We start from the raw sequence: 18,680 nt of genomic DNA on the forward strand, positions 1-18,680 counted from the left end.
AAAAGGAAACCCGCGCATAGAAGTGCGGATTTCCCTATCTCTTTTCCTATTTATATTACCACAAACCGGATAAAATTTCAAGTCTTGCATTTTGCCTTGCACTGCGTTTATACTGACAGAAGAGAACGCTTTCCTTTCTGCAAAAAAGTGGCAGATTTCAAACTATAATGCAAAGAATTAAAATTACAAACACACTTTTCGGTATGTTTTTAGGGAATTTCATGAATTTTTTGTGTAAAATCCGTCCAGATTGTGAGGGGCTTTCACTGGACAATTGACACCGTTGTGCTATAATTATCTTATATACATTTTTCACAAAAATGGCAAGCGGTCACTGACACAGCACCGGGGAGGTTTGCATGTCCAAACAGAAAAAAATCACCATTCTTCTTTGCGGCATTCTGGCGGCAGTTGCCGCCGTGCTCGTGTTCCTCTGGAGCCGCTACGGCTACCGGACGCAGAGTTACAGCAACACTTCCTACGCAATGGGAACCTATGTGCAGCAAACCGTTTACGGAAAAAATGCACAAGCCGCCGCCACCTCTGCGGCGCAGGCCGTCACCGCGCTGGAAGACCAGATTTCCTGGCGTATTTCCGACAGCGACATCCACAAACTCAACGATGCGGCCGGCTCCACCTGGGAAACCTTAGACAGCTACACCATTTCTTTGCTGAAGCTTTCCCTGGACGTGGCGCAAAAATCAGATGGTCTTTTTGACCCGACAGTGCTGCCTGTCACCTCGCTTTGGGACTTTGACGGCAAGCAGCACGTTCCCACCGACAGCGAGCTGAAAACCCTGTTGCCGCGCGTCAATTATAAAGACTTGCGCATCAATGAAGCCAACCACACCGCTTCTCTGAAAATGCACTACGAAGGGGTGGACCTCGGCTCCGTTGGCAAAGGTGCCGCCTGTGACAAAGCACTGGAGGCATACAAAAAAGCCGGTGTGCAGGCGGCAGTTGTGGCCGCCGGGGGCAGCATCGGGCTGTACGGCAGCAAACCAGACAACTCCGGCTGGAGTGTTGCGATCCGCGACCCGAAAACCTCGGATCAAAAGGCAGGCAGCGTTGGTACCATCAGCATGGAAAGCGGTCAGTTCGTTTCGACCTCCGGCACCTACGAAAAAGAGTTCACGAAGAACGGAAAAACCTACCACCACCTTCTGAACCCCAAAACCGGTATGCCGGAAAACAACGGGCTGGTGTCCGTAACCGTTGTCTGCAAAAACGGTGCGCTGAGCGATGCTCTTTCCACTGCCTGCTTTGTACTGGGTCGGGAAAAGGGCACAGCACTGGCAAAGGAATACGGTGCGGAAACCATTTTCATTGACAGCAAAGCTGCCGTTTATGTTTCCAATGGCTTGAAAGACCGCTTTCAACTGACGAATTCCTCAACATACCATCTGGCCTCCTGAAGCGCGGTGTGAAATGAAGACAACAAAGAAAAAAGACCTGCTTCTAATCGTGCCGGTTTTGCTCCTTGCTGCCGGGCTGCTGCTCTGGAACAACCTGCAGCCCGCCCCGGCGACGCTGACCGCCATCGTGGAGGAAAACGGAAAAGTCACACATACCTATAACCTTTCCACGCAAAAAAGCACGCAGCTTGTCGACATTGGCGGCAAATACCATGTAAAACTGCTGCTGGAACCCGGAAAAATTTCCTTTTATCATTCAGACTGTCCGGATCAGGTTTGTGTACGCACGGGCAAGCTGACCAAGCCGGGACAAACCGCCGTGTGCCTGCCCGCAAAAGTTAGCGTGCGGGTAACCGGCGGAAAAAGCGAGGTGGACGGCGTTACCGGTTAACGCCAGCGGACTTATGCATGATAAACTGCGCATTTCCCGTACAACACGCCGTGTGGCTTTCATCGGGATGCTGGGGGCTTTGGCACTGGTGCTTTCCGCACTGGAAGCCATGCTGCCGCCGCTGCCGATGCTGCCGCCTGGCGCAAAGCTCGGTCTTTCCAATTTGGTAACCATGTACGCCGCCGGAGCGGTCGGGCTGCTGCCTGCCCTGGCGATTGCTTTGCTCAAAGGACTGTTTGCAGGGGCGATGTCCGGCTCCGTTGCGCTGCTAATGAGCACGGCGGGCGGGCTTGCCAGCACACTGGTCATGTGGGTGCTGCTGCAGCCAAAGTCTCAGCCATTCGGCTTTCTGGGGCTGGGCGTTGCGGGAGCGCTGACGCACAACATGGCGCAGCTTGGCGTGGCAGCTTTACTGACGACACCGGCTGTAAGCTGGTATGCACCCTGGCTGCTGCTGTTCGGGGTGTTGGCAGGCATTCTCACAGGACTGGTTCTGCGGGCAATCACTCCGCTTCTGGAGCGCTTCAAGCCCTGAAAAAACGCGTATACGGCAGATAAACGCAGTTCTTTTTTCGATTTCGGAACGATAAAATAAAACGACCGCTCCACACACGCCGGCATAGCACGTGGATTGAAATGGATTGCACGCTGCCCGACAGGGCGAATGGTTTACCTGTTTTTCGTATATTCCTATCTTCACGCAAGGTAGTGATTATAGATTTTTAGTTAAGTTTATGTATTGGAGGGAAAAGTATGGAATTGAGCTTTCCACAAAAGCCATTCCGAACGCACGGCGGTGCGGCGGTTCCGCATCGGAAGCACGCCGCGCAGTCGGAGTCGGTGGTCATGCCGGTTCCCAGTGAAGTCGCCATCCCCATGCAAATGCATGTGGGGGCGCCCTGTAAACCGATGGTCAAGCCCGGCGACCCCGTAACAGTCGGTCAAAAGATCGGCGACAGTACCGGATTTGTCAGCGCACCGATTCATGCCAGTGTCTCCGGCAAGGTCAAGGCCATTCAGAAAATTCAGCTTTGCGGCGGTGGTTACGGCGATGCCGTTATCATTGCCTCCGACGGAAAGATGGAGATGTGTCCAGACCTGAAGGCGCCAAACATCACCGACCTGAAGAGCTTTCTGGCAGCCGTTCGGGAGTCCGGCTTGGTTGGTCTGGGCGGTGCGGGATTTCCAACGCACGTCAAACTGAATGTTCCAGAGGGAAAAAAGGTCGACACGCTGATTATCAATGTGGCAGAATGCGAACCGTATCTGACCGCGGATAACCGCGAAGCATTGGAAAACACCGCCAGCGTACTGGACGGCGTTTTCACTGTAAAAAAAATGCTTGGGCTGAGCCGCGGCATTCTGGCCGTTGAAAGCAACAAACCGCAGGTCATAGAAAAACTGCGCTCTATGTTGGACACGGACACGCGCAATACCGACAAAAGCGTCGGGGTGCTGGCGCTGCGGGCCACTTACCCGCAGGGCGCTGAAAAAGTATTGATTAAAGCCTGCACCGACCGCGTGGTTCCCATGGGCAAGCTGCCGGCGGATGTCGGATGTATCGTGATGAACGTCACGAGTGTCGCCTTTCTGGCAGACTACCTCAAGACCGGTGTGCCACTCGTAAAAAAGCGACTGACAGTGGACGGTTCCGCTGTTGCTGAACCGAAAAACGTCATTGTGCCCATCGGCACCCGCGTGCGCGATGTGCTGGCCTTTGTCGGTATGAAAGGTGAACCTGCCAAAGTGCTGGTTGGCGGCCCGATGATGGGCATGGCTGTCCCCACTTTGGACGTACCGGTGCAGAAACAAAACAACGGCCTTGTCTGTCTGGACGAGACGGAAGCGCACAAACCCCAAATGACCGCCTGCATCCGCTGCGGACGCTGCGTAATGGGCTGCCCGATGCATCTGGTACCAACCAGACTGGAAGCTTACGCCAAAGCAAAGGACGTGGACGCACTGGTGGATTACGACATCATGGACTGCATGGAATGCGGCACTTGCGCCTACAACTGTCCGGCTGGCCGGCCGCTGGTGCAGGCAATCCGCGTAGGTAAAGCGCTCGTCAAAGCAGGAGGTGCTAAAAAATAATGGGCAAGTTAATGGTTTCTTCTTCCCCGCACGTTCACACTTCTGCCACAACCCAGCGCATCATGCTGGACGTAATCATCGCGCTGGTGCCAGCCATGGTGGCTTCGGTCATCCTGTTCGGCTGGCGCGCCGCGCTTCTGCTGATCATTTCGGTACTGACCTGTGTACTGTGTGAATACTTAAGCCGCAAGGTTATGAAGCGTGAAAACACGATGTTCGACCTTTCGGCTGTTGTCACCGGCATTTTGCTGGCGATGAACGTGCCGTCTTCCTTAAACCCGCTGATGCTCATGCTCGGCGATGTGGTTGCCATTGTGGTAGTCAAGCAGATGTTTGGCGGCATCGGGCAGAACTTTGTCAACCCGGCACTGATGGCACGCATTATCCTGATGAACTCTTTTCCCGGCCCAATGGCAACATGGCCAAAGCCGATGGCGGCAGACGCCGCGACCACGGCAACCCCGCTTGGAATTTTAAACGAGGGCGGCAGCCTGACGCCGGATTACCTGCAGCTGTTTTTGGGATACCGCGGCGGTTGCCTGGGCGAAACCTGCGCACTGGCACTGTTGCTCGGCTTTGCCTACCTGCTATACCGCAAGGTGATTACGCCGGTGATTCCACTGGTTTACATCGGCACAGCAGCATTCCTTTCCCTGCTGATGGGACGCGATGTCCTGATGGATATTCTGGCAGGTGGTCTGCTGCTGGGTGCCATCTTTATGGCAACCGACTACACCACCAGCCCTATTACGTTGAAAGGACAGATTTTTTACGCCATCGGCTGCGGCTGCCTGACCATGCTGATTCGGCAGTTCGGCTCTCTGCCAGAAGGCGTTTCTTATTCCATCATCATCATGAACATTCTCACACCGCTGATTGAGCGCGCCACCCGCCCGCACGCCTTTGGCAAAGCGCCGGAGAAAGCAAAGGAGGCGGCAAAGCAATGAAAACAAAAGTCACTGCAAAGGATGTTGCCAAACCGGTTGTCGTCCTCTTTCTAATTTGTCTGATTGTTTCGCTGATGCTTGCTTTCACCAACGAACTGACCAAAAACAAGATTGTGGAAATCAATCAGCAAAATGAGCAGGCGAGCCAGCAGCAGGTGCTGCCGGGCGCTGACTCCTTTGAAACCAAAACCTCGCAGGGCGTGACCTACTCGGTCGGCAAAAAGGGCGGTGCCGTGACAGGCTATGTCTTTACAACCACCAGCAAAAGCTACGGCGGCGACGTCAAAGTCATGACCGGCATCAGCAAAGATGGCAAAGTTACCGGTGTCAATCTGCTGGAAACCAGTGACACCCCCGGCTTAGGTCTGAATGCACAGGATGCTTCGTTCCGTGACCAGTACAAGCAGAAGGTGCCCGACAGCGGTCAGTTTGAGGTCAACAAAAGCGGCAAAACCGGCGACGGGCAGATTGCCGCACTGACCGGCGCAACCATTACCAGCCGCGCGGTTACAGATGCTGTCAATCAGGCAGTCAAAACATTCAACACTGTAAAAGGAGGTGCCTGACAGATGGCTGAAACGAAAACAAGCCTTTGGCATGAGTTTTCCAAAGGTCTGATTAAGGAAAACCCGGTTCTTCGTCTGGTTCTGGGCTGCTGCTCCACGCTGGCGCTGTCCACCGCGGCCAGCAACTCCATCGGGATGGGCGTTGCCACCACCTTTGTTCTGGTTTGCTCCAACGCCGTTATCTCCGCTTTGCGCAACGTGATTCCCAACAAAGTCCGCATTCCCTGTTACATTGTCATCATTGCAGGCTTCGTTTCTGTTGTGCAAATGCTCATTGAGGCTTTTTCACCCGGACTGAAAGACACGCTCGGCATTTACCTGCCGCTGATTGTGGTCAACTGCATCATTCTGGGCCGTGCGGAAGGCTTTGCAAACAAAAACAAAGTGCTGCCCAGCATCATGGATGGTTTGGGTATGGGCTGCGGTTTTACCCTGACGCTGCTGCTCATGGGCACCATCCGTGAAATTCTCGGTTCCGGTACGTTTTTCGGTCTGCAGGTACTGCCGTCCATGTACCCCGGCATCATCATTTTCCTGCTTCCTCCCGGCGGCTTCTTTGTGTTTGGCATTCTCATGGCGATTACCAACTACATCACCGAACGCCGCGGCGGCAAGCCGGTGCTCGAAATGAACTGCAGTTCCTGCCCAATGAGCGGCTGCTGCGGACATATTGAGGAAAAGCAGGCAGCGCACGCGCCGGCACAGGTTTCGGCTCAAAGCGCTGTGGAAAACAAATTTATTCGCGAGCCTGCGGAAAAGGAAAAGGCAGGTGAGCGGTAATGGATAAAAACCAGTTTCTCGTTTCGCTGTTTTCCATTTTCCTCTCCTCTATTTTAACGGAAAACTACATTCTCAGTAAGTTCCTCGGCATCTGCCCGTTTTTGGGCGTTTCTAAAAAGCTGGACACCGCAACCGGCATGAGCATGGCGGTCATTGTGGTTATGTTTATTTCGACTGCGGTCACCTTCCCCATTGACCAGTACCTGCTGAAACCCTACAACATGGAATATATGCAGGTGGTTGTGTTCATTTTAATCATTGCCTCCTTGGTACAACTGATTGAAACTATCCTCAAAAAATCGATGCCCGCCCTGTACCAAGCGCTCGGCATTTACCTGCCGTTGATTACCACCAACTGCGCCGTGCTGGGCATTACGCAGCTGGTTCTGACCAAAAACGAAAACTACGGTCAGGCGCTGGTCAATGCCTTTGGCTCCGGTGTCGGTTTCTTAGTGGCCATGGTGATTTTTGCGGGTGTCCGCGAGCGCACCGAACGCAACGACTTCCCGAAATTCATGCAGGGTCTGCCCATTACACTGGTTTCCGCCTCCCTGGTAGCAGCCTCGTTTCTGGGCTTTGCCGGTATGGTTGACGGGATGTTCGGTTCTGTGACGCTGGAAGCACCGAAAACCTCTACCATAGAGCTTTCCGGCTCCATGCAGATTATCATTCCGGTGGTCACCGTCTGCGTACTAGGCATTCTGTTCGCCCTGATTCTTTCGGTAGCTTCCACCATTCTGGCCGTTCCGAAAGACCAAAAGGAAGAGGATATCCGCGCCATGCTGCCCGGCGCCAACTGCGGCGCGTGCGGCTTTTCAGGCTGTGACGGTTACGCCGCCGCATTGGCACAGGGAGAGGCAAAACCCGGCCTGTGCGCACCCGGCGGTGCAATTGTTGCAAAAGCAATCGGCGACTACCTCGGTGTCGGCGGCAGCGCCGACGCACAAGTGGCGGTTGTCCAGTGCCTGGGCAATGATGACAACTGCACAGACAAAGTGGTGTACGAAGGCATTTCTACCTGTGCGGCTGCAAGCCTGGTTTCAGGCGGCCCCACCAGCTGTGCTTACGGCTGCATGGGTATCGGCGACTGCGTCAATGCCTGCCAGTATGATGCCATCCAAGTCTGCAACGGTGCCGCTGTGGTAGACGTCACCCGCTGCGTCGGCTGCACCATGTGCGCACAGGCGTGCCCGCGCCATCTGATTCAGATGGTACCGAAGAAACGGCAGGCCGTAAACCGCTGCTCGAACTGCGACAAGGGCGCAGCAACCACGAAGGTCTGCAAAGTGGGCTGCATTGGTTGCGGCAAGTGCGCAAAGGTCTGCCCGAAAGAGGCCATCACCATTGAAAACTTCAACGCAACTGTTGACCCGCAGAAATGCGTGGGCTGCGGACTGTGCACAAAGGAATGTCCGCGCGGCTGTTTGACGATGATGCTTGTACCAAAAGCAGATACACCGGCAAACACATAAAGACAGCCCCGTATAGAATAAAAACCAGGCTTTGCTATACCCACATTGGGCATACAGAGCCTGATTTTTTGCGCTTTTTTCCATCGGCTTTCACTGCAATTTCCTGCTCTGCTATCAATTATTTTGATAGCTGTACATCAAAAAATGCCATTACCTGATTACCGGTATTTTGTGTTATACTCATACCAAACAAAAAGAATATGAAAAAAATAGGAGTGTGGCATATGCTGACTTCCGTCATTGGATACCCGCGCATTGGCGCGGAACGAGAACTGAAATTTGCCCTGCAGCATTACTGGAAGCAGGAGATTTCCGCAGAAGAGCTGGCGCAGACCGCCGCAGATTTGCGGCGTACACATTGGCAAACCCAGCAGGACGCCGGGATTGACCTGATTCCTTCCAACGATTTTTCGTACTACGACAATCTGCTGGACACCGCAGTTCTGCTGAATGTGGTTCCGGAACGGTTCCGTGCGCTGGGGCTTTCCGAACTGGACACCTACTTTGCCATGGCGCGCGGCTTTCAGCATAAACAGGGCGACGTGCACGCGCTTGCCATGAAAAAATGGTTTAACACTAACTACCACTATGTTGTGCCGGAACTGGACGACAACACGGCGATCCGCCTTGCTGGAAGCAAGCCGGTGGATGAATTCCTGGAAGCCAAGCGTGCCGGAATCCTGACGAAGCCGGTACTGATTGGCCCTTACACGTTCCTAAAGCTGGCACGTTTCCGCACCGAAAAAACCGCACAAGACTTCGCGCCGGACACTGCAAATGCCTACGCTGAACTGCTTGCCAAACTGGCGGATGCCGGAGCAGGCTGGGTACAGTTTGATGAGCCAGCACTGGTCATGGATCTCACCGCAGCAGACCTTGCGCTGTTTACAGACCTGTACCGCACGATTCTTGCCAAAAAAGGAACTGCCAAAGTGCTGCTGCAGACGTATTTCGGCGACATCCGCGACTGCTTTACGCAGGCCGCCGACCTGCCGTTTGACGGAATCGGTCTGGACTTTTCAGAGGGGCGTGAAAGCCTCGCTCTGGTAGAGGCGCACGGATTCCCCGCTGACAAAATTCTGTTTGCCGGTGTTGTAAACGGCAAAAACATCTGGAAAAATCATTACAGCAAAACGCTCGCACTGCTGAAAAAGCTGCAGCCCTACGCTGCGCAGACCGCACTTTCCACCTCCTGCTCCCTTCTGCACGTTCCGTATACTCTGAAAAGTGAAACCAAGCTGCCACAGGCAAAGAAAGTTGCTTTCGCCTTTGCACAGGAAAAGCTGGCGGAACTGCAGGAACTGGCATTGCTGGCAGATGGCACCGACAGCAATGCACCGCGTGTTCTGGCGGAAAATGACGCGCTCTTTGCTGCGGAACGTTCCGGCAAAAATCCGGCTGTCCGCGCACAGGTGGCTGCCCTGACTGCGGCGGATTTCACACGAAAGCCGGACTTTGCAAAGCGGGAGCAGATTCAGAAAGCGGAATTCGGCCTGCCGCTGCTGCCAACCACGACCATCGGCTCGTTTCCACAGACCAAAGAGGTGAAAGCCGCCCGTGCACGTCACGCGCACGGCGAAATCAGTGACACCGAATACCGGACTTTCCTCCGCCAGCAGATTGCGGACTGCATTGCCCTGCAGGAAAAGATTGGGCTGGATGTTCTGGTTCACGGCGAATATGAGCGAAACGACATGGTCGAATACTTCGGCGAGCACTTGGAAGGATTCCTGTTTACCGAAAAGGCATGGGTGCAGTCCTACGGCAGCCGCTGTGTCAAACCACCAATCATCTGGGGCGATGTTTCCCGCAAAGCACCGATTACGGTGGAATGGGCCGTTTACGCGCAAAGCCTGACCCGAAAGCCTGTCAAGGGGATGCTGACCGGCCCGGTAACCATTCTCAACTGGTCTTTCCCGCGCGAAGATATCACTCATCGGGAATCCACCCTGCAGATTGCGCTGGCAGTGCGGGAGGAAGTTCTGGACTTGGAAGCACACGGCATTCGCATCATCCAAATTGACGAAGCGGCCCTGCGAGAAAAGCTGCCGCTGCGCAAAAGCGACTGGCACAGCGCCTATCTGGACTGGGCAGTGCCGGCATTCCGACTGGTACACAGCGGCGTCAAACCAGAAACGCAGATTCACACGCATATGTGCTACAGCGAATTTCAAGATATTCTCGCTGACATCGACGCCATGGACGCAGACGTCATCTCCTTTGAGGCTTCCCGTTCCGACCTTTCCCTGCTGGACGCACTGGCGGAAACACAGTTCAAAACAGAAGTTGGCCCCGGCGTTTATGACATTCATTCTCCGCGTGTACCCTCTGCTGAAGAGATGGAAACCGCCTTGCACAAAATGCTTGCCAAACTGGACCGCAAAAAGCTGTGGGTGAATCCGGACTGCGGACTGAAAACACGCGGTACTGCTGAAACCCTGCCCAGCCTGACCCATCTGGTGCAGGCGGCAAAAGCTGTGAGAAAGGAATTGGAGGCATGATTTCCGAAACACTGTTCCAAAATCACACTGTTTTTTCCTTTGAAGTCTTTCCGCCAAAGCGTTCTGCTCCCATTGACACCATCTACCGCACGCTGGACGGTCTGCGTGGCCTGCGTCCCGACTTCATCAGTGTCACTTACGGCGCTGCGGGAAGTCAAAACAGTACTTCTACGGTTGCGCTTGCCGCCGCAATTCAAAACCGCTTCGGCATGGAAAGTGTGGCGCATTTGCCCTGCCTGTATCTTTCAAAAGCACAGGCGCTCGAAACCACTGACCAGCTGCTGGAACACGGCGTACAGAACATTTTGGTGCTGCGCGGCGACAAAGTGCCGGAGCTTCCGCCGCAGGGCGACTTCCCGCACGCCGCAAATCTGATTGCCTTTTTGCACAGCAGCCGTCTGCACCTGCTTGCGGCGTGCTACCCAGAGGTACACCCGGAAGCTGAAAGCGCCGAAAGCGACCTGCAGCACTTAAAGGAAAAAACAGACGCCGGCGCCAACCATTTGATTTCTCAGCTTTTTCTGGACAATGCCTGCTTTTACCGGTTTGTCCGGCGTGCCCGCGCCGCCGGAATCACCGCCCCCATTGAGGCCGGCATCATGCCGGTTATCAATCGAAAGCAGATTCTGCATATGACCAGCCTGTGCGGTGCCGCACTACCGGAAAAATTCACAGTGATGATGGACAAATACGGTGACAATCCGGAGGCCATGCGCGACGCGGGAATCGCCTATGCCGTTGATCAAATTGTCGACCTGGTTTCACACGGTGTCGACGGCATTCATCTTTACACTATGAACAACCCGCTGGTTGCCCGAAAAATCAGCGAAGCAACCGCAACCCTTTTTCACTAAAAACCCGCCCTGACACATTGTGCCGGGGCGGGTTTTTAATGTATGCCTAAGACAGCACGGCAAAGCCGTCTTGCTCTAAAATTTCCTTTAACTTCTGCAGGTACCGCTGTGCCGCAACACTCAGCCGCGCCTTTTTGTTGTAAATCCACCCGACCTGCATGGAGTCTTCCGCCTGCAGCGGCACCGAAACAATATTGTCGCCATTGAGGTTGCGGTTGAGCACGCCGGTGCAGATGGTATATCCGTTGAGCCCAATCAGCAGGTTAAACAGCGTGGCGCGGTCGCTCACCGCAATGCTTTTAGCGTGTGCTTCCGTACTCAGAATTTCTTCTGAAAAATAAAAGGAATTGTAAGCGCCCTGCTCAAAGGAAAGGCAGGGATACGGTTTAAGGTCTTCCAATGTCACCGACTGCCGCCCTGCTAACGGGTGCCGGCTGCTGACAAATACGTGTGGCTGCGCCAGAAACAGCGGTTGAAACTGCAGGTGCATTTCCTGAAACAGCTTGGTCATGACGCTGCGGTTAAACGTATTGAGGTAAAGAATCCCGATTTCACTGCGCAGGGTGCTGACATCCTCCAGAATATCGTGCGTGCGCGTTTCCCGCAAGGTGAATTTGTACTCCGCCGCGTCTGTTTCCCGAATCATCGCCACAAACGCTTCGACAGCGAAAGCATAGTGCTGAGTAGAAACCGCGCAGAGCTGCTTCTGCGGCGGACGGTTCAGGTACCGCTGCTCCAGCAGTTCAGTCTGCTCCAAAATCTGGCGGGCATAAGAGAGAAACTCCGCCCCCTCCGCCGTCAGGGAAATGCCATGCGCGCTGCGGTAAAAAATTTCAATTTTCAGCTCTTTCTCCAGCTCCTTCACGGAGCTGGAGAGCGTGGACTGCGCGATATAAAGCTGCTTCGCCGCTTCATTCATCGACCCGCAGTTCACAATCTTAGATATATACCGCAGCTGCTGTAAAGTCATGCTCTTTCCCTCTTTCCTGTATTTCTTCTTTTATCATACCCCTGCCGAACCGGTCTGTCAAACCGCGGAGGGTGCAGGCAGAGCAGCAAAAGGGCCTGCGCTCTGTGCGAACGCAAGCCCTTTTGCAGATAACTGCCGGTCAATAGTTTTCGTATTTATCGGCAGCATTGTCACATGGTTCTGCAGACCTAGCGGCAGGTGCTGCCGCACCTGTGCCTGCCGAAAGACTGCTGCCGGTTTCCGAAGCAGCCGCCTCCTGCGTTTGGCGCAGCTTAAAAAAGCTGACCAGTTTTTTCAGCATTTCTGCCTGCCCGGATAGTTCCTCGCTGGCCGCGGCACTTTCTTCTGAAGTGGCGGAGTTGGTCTGTACCACGCTTGAAATCTGGTCCATGCCGTTTGTCACCTGCTGAATGGCTGTATCCTGCTGCTTGGAAGCCTGTGAAATCTTATGTACCATTCGATTAGATACTTCAGAAGCTTCCACAATTCGATCCATGGACGCTGCCGTTTCATCGGCAATCTTCATGCCTGCGGTAATCATTTCCACAGAGTGCCCGATAATCTGCGTGGTGTTCTGTGCTGCCTCCTGACTCTTGTTTGCCAGATTGCGAACCTCATCTGCCACAACGGCAAAGCCCTTGCCGGCTTCTCCGGCGCGTGCCGCCTCCACGGCTGCGTTCAGTGCAAGGATGTTGGTTTGGAACGCAATGGTCTGAATAGACTTGATAATCTCGTTAATTTTGTTGGAAGCATCGCTGATTTGCTGCATAGCGTGCACCATGTCCTGCATATGCGCTTTGCCCTGCTCCAACTCCTGCGCGGTTTCGGTTGCCTTATCCTCCGCGCGACCCGCGTGGCGGGTGTTATCTGCTACCTGCTTGGAAATCTCCTGAATCGTTGCTGCCAGTTCCTGCACAGAGCTTGCCTGCTCGGTTGCACCCTGACTGAGCGCCTGTGCACCCGCGGCAATCTGCTCGGAGCCTCCGGTTACTTCCGAGGAGCTTTGCTCGATTTCCTGCATGACATGGTTTAAGGAAGCCAAAATAGTACTGATGGATTTGGAAACCGACGCAAAGTCGCCCGGATAAACCGGCGGGTCTTTCATGGAAAGATTCCCCTGTGCGATTGCTCCCAGATAGCTGTCAATGTCGCGCACCACATTCTGCAAATGCTCCATGGTTACACGCAACTGTGTCAAAAGAATACCGGTTTCATCCGTGGCATCCGTTGTGGGCACCGGCGTGTGCAGGTCGCCTTCTGACAGCTGTGTCAGCCTGCCGGCACAGTCTGTAATCGGTTTTGTGATTTTTACCACCACCTTCATGGTAACGATTTCGCAAAGAACCGCACAAAGCAGAATGAACACGGTCATCATCAGTACTGTGCCGCCGATGGAACTGGTCATCTCTGAAATCGGCGCAACAGCGCCCACAGACCAGCCGTTGCCGTCTGTGACCGGCCGGTACGAACAGACACGTTCCACACCACTGTAAGCATAACTGGACACACCGGACTTGCCGGCAATCATTTGGGAATAAACATTGGCGGCCTCTTGCTTACTGGAATCCGTTTTGGCATCCGTAATGAAATTGGCGCGCTGGTTCACCAGCTCCGCGCGCATATTAGCAACCATGACGCCCTGAGAATCCAGAAGAAAAACGTTGCCGGTATCGCCCACGCGAAAATCCTTGACAATCTCACTGAGCGCAGTGCTGGGCAGCTGAAAAACCACAACATCCTGCTGGTTGTTGACCGGCACATACACCGGCAGGAACACACTGCCATCCCCTGTGGAAATGGTTGAACCCAGCAGCGTTTTTCCCTGCAGCGCTTGCTTAAAGGCAGTATCCTGCGCGAATTTCACACTTTTCAGCGTGTCGCTGGTGGATTCCTGTACGGTTCCGTCCGCAGAGATCAGTGCCGCGCCGCTGTTATCGGTGCCGTTTGTCTTGAGAGAGGAACTGGCGCGGCTCAAATCTTGCAGCGTAATCTGACCCTGATTGGTCACGGCATCCTGCACCTCGCGGTTTGCGTTGGAACATAGACTGGAAATTTTTCCGGAAATGTCACCGTCGGCAATCTGGACAATGCTGCTTAGATCTTTATCAACATTTTTCAGCAGTCCGCGGTAGCTGCTAATCGCGCCGGTCAGAATACTGACGACTGCCAGCAAAACAATGCTCAGGGTAATGAGCTTGCTAAAACGTTTCCGCAGTGAACTGGTTTTGGATTTCTTTCCCCGATTCATATTTTTCCCTCCTGTGGGTGTGAAAATATAAAAGAAACTTTTCTTATTTCTTTTAATCTATTCTACCACGTTTTTGCTTATTGCACAAGTATCTTTTATAAAATAAATTTATATTGTTTATTATTCTAAATTTCAGAGTATTCTCCTTCTTTCTAGCAGAGAAGATTATGCAAATACAAGAAAATCAAAGCGGATTGGAATCCATAAGAAAAGACGGCCTCCCACTGCTTTAGCCGGGAAAACCGTCAAAAAAGCTCCGGCGAATCTGCCGGAGCGCTTATTGTTTTATTTTGTAACGGTAACGCGGAACATACAGTACTGTTGACTGCCTGCCGTGAGGTACAGACCGGTTTTACCAGATCTGCCTCCCTGCAGCCCCAGATAATACGTATCCTTCCCATCGCCGAGATCAATCGGATGCCTACCGTTTTTGATGCGTGTAGCCACAACCAAGCCATTCCCTGCTGTGTAAGAAACTTTCGTTCCTTTAGCAATGCTCACCTTTGCCCAGTACTGCTGCCCGGATTTCACCGAAATGTCCATCGTTGTGTCACAGGTATAGGGCGGCTTGGTGAGCTGCACAGTAAACAGTTTGACCAGGCTGCCATCCACCTGCGCATAAATGCCGGCGCAGTCGCCGCTGCGGGCAGAGGAAGCGACCCCATACACCTGCCAGACAGAAGTTTTCGTCTGTGCATCCCATGCCTGCATCACTGCGTTGACACTGCCGACCTTGCCGTTACCGCTGCGCACTGTCTGCGGCGCAGCGCTGCTGTAAACGCGAAACGTCAGCAGTCTGCCGCTGCAAAGAGACTGGGTGCCTGTTAAGTCCGCGCACGTCTGCCCGTTGTAATGCAGCGGAAAGCCGGAGGGCGTTTCCGGCTCCGGCTGTGAGTCCGCCGTACCGGTTGTGTGCATATCCGCCGAATCTGCAAGTGCCGAAATGGTAAAGGCAGCGTCCGCGCATACATCCGGAAGAACATAGGTATAGGTATGCTGTGTACTGTCCATCTCCAGCGGTGCAATCTGTGCACCGTTCACACAGACCACCGGGGCTTGCTTCTGAAAGCCAGGCTGCAAGGCAACACGCAGTTCAAAGCTGCCGCCTGCGGCAACTTCTTTTGATACAGCCGTCGTAGTATACCCAACGCCGGAAATCGGTGCAGTCATGTGATAAACCGCCGACGCTTCCTTTACCATCATCTGAGAGCGGGACAGCTGCGCGGCGTTTGCTCCGACCGCAGACAGGCTGCCTGCCATGACAGCCGCCGCAAATACGGCAAAAACTTTTCTTCCAGCGAAGTGCATTTTACTCCCTCCGAATGTTCTGTAAGATAGTCACATACACATTTAATCTGCAATAAATCTATCTGTAGTTAATATACCACAATTCCCCTGCGCGTGCAAGACCTGCAGGTCAGAAAACTGAAAATTTGTAAGTGTGCCCATGAAAATAGATTTTCAGCTGCTTCGTATGCATAAAACCGCAGCTGTACCAGTTTACTCCGGTTCCCTTTTATGCTATAATAAACAAGAAAATTCCGTTCGGTTCCTGCTTTTTCTGTGCCAAGCATAAACAGAAAGGATGCTGCAAAATGGCTGTAAAAAATATTGTTTTCGACATGGGGCGTGTGCTGATTGACTACTGCCCGGAGCAGTACACCGCTGCTTTTTTGGGAGAAAGCGCAGACGCCGGTGACTGCCGACAAATCACAGACGTTTTGTTCGGCGGTGAAACTTGGCAGCAGCTTGATGCCGGTCAGATTACCGAAACGCAGGCGCTTGCCGAAATGCTCGCGCAGCTGCCTGAACGCCTGCGCAAATCGGCGCGCCTGCTGTTTTACGGCTGGCATACCTATCTGCGCCCCATCCCCGAAACAAACGACCTTGCTTTTGCCCTGCACCGTGCCGGTTACGGCATTTATGTGCTGAGCAACACCGGCGTGCGCCTGCACGTTTACAGCCATCGGATACCGGCGTTTTCCATTTTGGACGGCGCTGTTTACTCGGCAGACGTACAGCAAGTAAAGCCTGACGCTGCTATTTTTCACACGCTTCTCTCCCGTTATTCCCTGCAACCGCAAGAATGTTTTTTCATTGACGACAACGAAGCAAATGTTGCAGCAGCTGAGAAACTAGGTCTGCAAACCCATTTGTATGAAACCGGCTTTGATGCACTGACGCAAGACCTGCACCATGCCGGCGTTCATTGGCAAACGAAAAGCCTTGCGGCGGACAGCCTCTGAAAAGCTGCCTGCCGCAAGGCTCTTTTTAATGTTTGGGCAAATGCAAAAGGGAACGGTGCCGCCTCGGGGGAGCCGAACCGTCATCCAGCATACTTTTCCACTCGACGTGCATAATCAGCAGGGTGCTGATGACTGCCGCCACATAATTAGAAAACAGATTGCCCCAAAAGACAGAGTAAAAGCTTAAAACCGACTCTGTGCACAGGATAAATACATAGCGCAGCGCCCAGATGCGCAGGAAGCCGATGACCATGGGCACCTTGGTGCGCCCCAGGCCGATGAAAGCGCCCTGCTCCACCATGCACACGCCGAACCCAACCACGGAATATGTGTAAATGTGCAGGGCATGATTGGCGATAAACAGCACTTCTTTTTCGCGTGTAAACAGCACCGTCAGATACGGTGAAAGCGGAACCACAATCGCAATAATCAGCACGGCTGTAATCATACTGAACAAACAGCCGACCCACATACACCGGCGAGCGTGTTTTGCCTGCCCCGCGCCGATGTTCATGCTAACCATGGTGGTGACCGCAGCGCCGAACGCCGAGGGCAGGTTAAAGCAGATATTCGTGATATTGTTTGCAATCCCCTGCCCATTGAGCACCACAGCGCCGTACTTCTGCACCTCATTGTTAATGAGGAAAAAGCCAATCTGCAGCATGACGCTGGAAATCATGGAGGGAATGCCGATGTGAATGAGCTGCCGCAAAATGCCGCGGTCAAAGTGAAAGCCATGCAGTTCCAGCTTGTCTTCACTTTTCAGCACAAAGAGTTCAAAGTACATCCAAACGCTGACAATAACATTGGCCCCCAGGGACGCCAGCACGCAGCCCACAATGCCGAGCCGCAGCCAGACAATGAAGATGCAGTTGAAAAGGATTTTCAAGGTGAGCATCATCAGCATTCGCACCAATGTTGCTTCCGGCTTGCCGCTGGAATTTTTGATTGCATTGTAAATCGACTCCAGAAACGAAAACGGCAGCACTGCCGCATTAAGTGCGATATAAAGAAAAACATTCCGTGAAATTTCCGGCGTAACGTGCGCGGAAACCGGAAAAGACACCAACACCAGCACCGGAACCAGGCACAGACCCAGTACAAAGGCAAACACCATCACCTGCGTGGAAATGTGTTTGGCTTCCTCCGTTTCTCCACGACCGTTTGTCTGGCCAATCATCGCCATAGCTGCCGCGCCAAGCCCCTGCGACAGCGCAACCGCCATATTGAGAATCGGCTGGCAGTACGTCACCGCACTTGCCACCAGTGTGCCTGCCACATTGTTGATAAACAGACCGTCGGTCAGCGGCATCATCGACTGCACCACGCCCATCATCAAAGTCGGCAATGCCAACATAAATAGGGAACGCGGAATGCTGCCGTTGAGAATCATCTCCCGCCGCTGCTCCGCACTTTGCTTTAGGAACTTTAATTTCAAGCCGTATGCTCCTTTCTGCCCGCAGATTTCGTCTTTTACAGACAATACGTATTATCATATACCTTTTTTGCGTTTTTGAAAAGTGCCTGCAAAAAAGCCCTGCCGCGCGGCAGGGCTTTCCATCCCAAATTCAGGTATTCTTCATAATGATGCTTTCCACAAGATTCGCTACATGCTCACAGGCATCGCAGCACTCTTCCAGGCAGTCAAATGTGCGCACCCAGCCAATCTTCACAGAAGGCTCGCCGTCTTCCCCGTACAGCTGATGCACCGTGGAAACATACAGGCGGTCGCCCTCTTCTTCCAGAGAGTTAACCTCCACCACCAGAGCGTGAATTTTTGTGTCTTTGCGGAAATTGTGGAATTCCTCAAGCACCTGCTGCAGGTTTTCGCAACACTTGAAAATCAGCTGTGCAAACTGCTTTGCTTCGGGGCGCACCTCCTGCATATGGTACATATACATCCGCATGAGCACATCCTCAATGCTGTCCGTCACATCGTCGATAGCCTGCGCCAGCTCAATGATATCTTCCCGCTCAATCGGCGTAATGAACTCCCGCGCAAGCTGCTCCATCATCTTATGCTTTTCGTTATCAGCCTCATGCTCAATCGTATGCATCGCTTCCTGCTTCTGCGAAAGGACCTCCGGCTTGAAGTCATTCAGAACTTCCTGCAGGGTCTGCGCCGCCTTGCAGCAATAGCTGTTCATTGCAACAAAGCCATCATAATAAGGACTCTTTTTTCTAGCCACGTGTTAT

Annotated in this window: 16 protein-coding genes; 11 read left to right on the top strand and 5 right to left on the bottom strand. The window is 53.3% G+C overall.

Translation table 11 applies throughout. The annotated features are described in order from the left end of the window. Positions 1 to 359 precede the first annotated feature (359 nt). From PXC00_RS09495 to metF, 10 genes are all read left to right on the top strand, one after another. The gene (locus PXC00_RS09495) at positions 360 to 1,415 is read left to right on the top strand and encodes an FAD:protein FMN transferase (RefSeq protein WP_275845284.1); all 1,056 of its coding nucleotides are present in this window, start codon (positions 360 to 362) and stop codon (positions 1,413 to 1,415) included. Between the two features lie 13 nt (positions 1,416 to 1,428). Continuing rightward, positions 1,429 to 1,806 (top strand): NusG domain II-containing protein, encoded by a 378-nt coding sequence (locus PXC00_RS09500; protein WP_275845286.1) that lies wholly within the window; start codon positions 1,429 to 1,431, stop codon positions 1,804 to 1,806. A gap of 13 nt (positions 1,807 to 1,819) precedes the next feature. Beyond that, on the top strand, positions 1,820 to 2,341 hold the full coding sequence (locus tag PXC00_RS09505; protein ID WP_275845288.1) for a Gx transporter family protein: 522 nt from the start codon (positions 1,820 to 1,822) through the stop codon (positions 2,339 to 2,341). Between the two features lie 218 nt (positions 2,342 to 2,559). After that, positions 2,560 to 3,900 carry an electron transport complex subunit RsxC gene (gene rsxC, locus PXC00_RS09510; protein WP_275845289.1) on the top strand — a complete coding sequence of 447 codons (1,341 nt, stop codon included), beginning with the start codon at positions 2,560 to 2,562 and terminating at the stop codon, positions 3,898 to 3,900. Then, positions 3,900 to 4,847 (top strand): RnfABCDGE type electron transport complex subunit D, encoded by a 948-nt coding sequence (locus PXC00_RS09515; RefSeq protein WP_275845291.1) that lies wholly within the window; start codon positions 3,900 to 3,902, stop codon positions 4,845 to 4,847. The genes rsxC and PXC00_RS09515 overlap by 1 nt, the downstream gene beginning before the upstream one ends. Then, a complete protein-coding gene (locus PXC00_RS09520; RefSeq protein ID WP_275845293.1) occupies positions 4,844 to 5,413 on the top strand; it encodes an RnfABCDGE type electron transport complex subunit G in 570 nt (189 codons plus the stop codon). The genes PXC00_RS09515 and PXC00_RS09520 overlap by 4 nt, the downstream gene beginning before the upstream one ends. A gap of 3 nt (positions 5,414 to 5,416) precedes the next feature. After that, positions 5,417 to 6,193: an electron transport complex subunit RsxE gene (gene rsxE / locus PXC00_RS09525; protein WP_275845295.1), complete on the top strand. Its 777-nt coding sequence runs from the start codon at positions 5,417 to 5,419 to the stop codon at positions 6,191 to 6,193. Next, the gene (locus PXC00_RS09530) at positions 6,193 to 7,665 is read left to right on the top strand and encodes an RnfABCDGE type electron transport complex subunit A (RefSeq protein ID WP_275845297.1); all 1,473 of its coding nucleotides are present in this window, start codon (positions 6,193 to 6,195) and stop codon (positions 7,663 to 7,665) included. Before rsxE ends, PXC00_RS09530 begins: the two co-directional genes overlap by 1 nt. 224 nt (positions 7,666 to 7,889) lie before the next feature. Beyond that, positions 7,890 to 10,166, top strand: coding sequence for a 5-methyltetrahydropteroyltriglutamate--homocysteine S-methyltransferase (gene metE, locus PXC00_RS09535; protein ID WP_275845356.1), 2,277 nt, complete (start codon positions 7,890 to 7,892; stop codon positions 10,164 to 10,166). Continuing rightward, on the top strand, positions 10,163 to 11,020 hold the full coding sequence (gene metF, locus PXC00_RS09540; RefSeq protein ID WP_275845299.1) for a methylenetetrahydrofolate reductase [NAD(P)H]: 858 nt from the start codon (positions 10,163 to 10,165) through the stop codon (positions 11,018 to 11,020). Before metE ends, metF begins: the two co-directional genes overlap by 4 nt. A gap of 46 nt (positions 11,021 to 11,066) precedes the next feature. Here the strand turns inward: metF and PXC00_RS09545 are convergent, their stop codons facing one another. The 3 genes from PXC00_RS09545 to PXC00_RS09555 all read right to left on the bottom strand — a co-directional run bounded on the left by PXC00_RS09545 (position 11,067) and on the right by PXC00_RS09555 (position 15,546). Further along, positions 11,067 to 11,990 carry a LysR family transcriptional regulator gene (locus PXC00_RS09545; RefSeq protein ID WP_275845301.1) on the bottom strand — a complete coding sequence of 308 codons (924 nt, stop codon included), beginning with the start codon at positions 11,988 to 11,990 and terminating at the stop codon, positions 11,067 to 11,069. 139 nt (positions 11,991 to 12,129) lie between these two features. After that, positions 12,130 to 14,238 (bottom strand): methyl-accepting chemotaxis protein, encoded by a 2,109-nt coding sequence (locus tag PXC00_RS09550; RefSeq protein ID WP_275845303.1) that lies wholly within the window; start codon positions 14,236 to 14,238, stop codon positions 12,130 to 12,132. Between the two features lie 285 nt (positions 14,239 to 14,523). Next, entirely contained in the window at positions 14,524 to 15,546 is a 1,023-nt protein-coding gene (locus PXC00_RS09555) for a hypothetical protein (RefSeq protein WP_275845305.1), read from the bottom strand. 287 nt (positions 15,547 to 15,833) lie between these two features. On the opposite strand from PXC00_RS09555, the gene PXC00_RS09560 reads away from it, so the two are divergent. Beyond that, positions 15,834 to 16,484, top strand: a complete 651-nt coding sequence (locus PXC00_RS09560) for an HAD family hydrolase (RefSeq protein WP_275845307.1) — start codon at positions 15,834 to 15,836, stop codon at positions 16,482 to 16,484. Positions 16,485 to 16,509: 25 nt separating this feature from the next. Here the strand turns inward: PXC00_RS09560 and PXC00_RS09565 are convergent, their stop codons facing one another. Continuing rightward, on the bottom strand, positions 16,510 to 17,922 hold the full coding sequence (locus PXC00_RS09565; protein WP_316934933.1) for an MATE family efflux transporter: 1,413 nt from the start codon (positions 17,920 to 17,922) through the stop codon (positions 16,510 to 16,512). 130 nt (positions 17,923 to 18,052) lie between these two features. Continuing rightward, positions 18,053 to 18,673: a DUF47 domain-containing protein gene (locus tag PXC00_RS09570; protein ID WP_275845311.1), complete on the bottom strand. Its 621-nt coding sequence runs from the start codon at positions 18,671 to 18,673 to the stop codon at positions 18,053 to 18,055. Positions 18,674 to 18,680: the final 7 nt, after the last annotated feature.

Source organism: Caproicibacterium argilliputei (assembly GCF_029211325.2).
GTDB lineage: Bacteria > Bacillota > Clostridia > Oscillospirales > Acutalibacteraceae > Caproicibacterium > Caproicibacterium argilliputei.

What these genes read in the sequence shown, in the direction of transcription:
- PXC00_RS09495 (WP_275845284.1), top strand. Translation starts at nt 360, where the DNA reads ATGTCCAAACAGAAAAAAATCACCATTCTTCTTTGCGGCATTCTGGCG.
- PXC00_RS09500 (WP_275845286.1), top strand. Translation starts at nt 1,429, where the DNA reads ATGAAGACAACAAAGAAAAAAGACCTGCTTCTAATCGTGCCGGTTTTG.
- PXC00_RS09505 (WP_275845288.1), top strand. Translation starts at nt 1,820, where the DNA reads ATGCATGATAAACTGCGCATTTCCCGTACAACACGCCGTGTGGCTTTC.
- rsxC (WP_275845289.1), top strand. Translation starts at nt 2,560, where the DNA reads ATGGAATTGAGCTTTCCACAAAAGCCATTCCGAACGCACGGCGGTGCG.
- PXC00_RS09515 (WP_275845291.1), top strand. Translation starts at nt 3,900, where the DNA reads ATGGGCAAGTTAATGGTTTCTTCTTCCCCGCACGTTCACACTTCTGCC.
- PXC00_RS09520 (WP_275845293.1), top strand. Translation starts at nt 4,844, where the DNA reads ATGAAAACAAAAGTCACTGCAAAGGATGTTGCCAAACCGGTTGTCGTC.
- rsxE (WP_275845295.1), top strand. Translation starts at nt 5,417, where the DNA reads ATGGCTGAAACGAAAACAAGCCTTTGGCATGAGTTTTCCAAAGGTCTG.
- PXC00_RS09530 (WP_275845297.1), top strand. Translation starts at nt 6,193, where the DNA reads ATGGATAAAAACCAGTTTCTCGTTTCGCTGTTTTCCATTTTCCTCTCC.
- metE (WP_275845356.1), top strand. Translation starts at nt 7,890, where the DNA reads ATGCTGACTTCCGTCATTGGATACCCGCGCATTGGCGCGGAACGAGAA.
- metF (WP_275845299.1), top strand. Translation starts at nt 10,163, where the DNA reads ATGATTTCCGAAACACTGTTCCAAAATCACACTGTTTTTTCCTTTGAA.
- PXC00_RS09545 (WP_275845301.1), bottom strand. Translation starts at nt 11,990, where the DNA reads ATGACTTTACAGCAGCTGCGGTATATATCTAAGATTGTGAACTGCGGG.
- PXC00_RS09550 (WP_275845303.1), bottom strand. Translation starts at nt 14,238, where the DNA reads ATGAATCGGGGAAAGAAATCCAAAACCAGTTCACTGCGGAAACGTTTT.
- PXC00_RS09555 (WP_275845305.1), bottom strand. Translation starts at nt 15,546, where the DNA reads ATGCACTTCGCTGGAAGAAAAGTTTTTGCCGTATTTGCGGCGGCTGTC.
- PXC00_RS09560 (WP_275845307.1), top strand. Translation starts at nt 15,834, where the DNA reads ATGGCTGTAAAAAATATTGTTTTCGACATGGGGCGTGTGCTGATTGAC.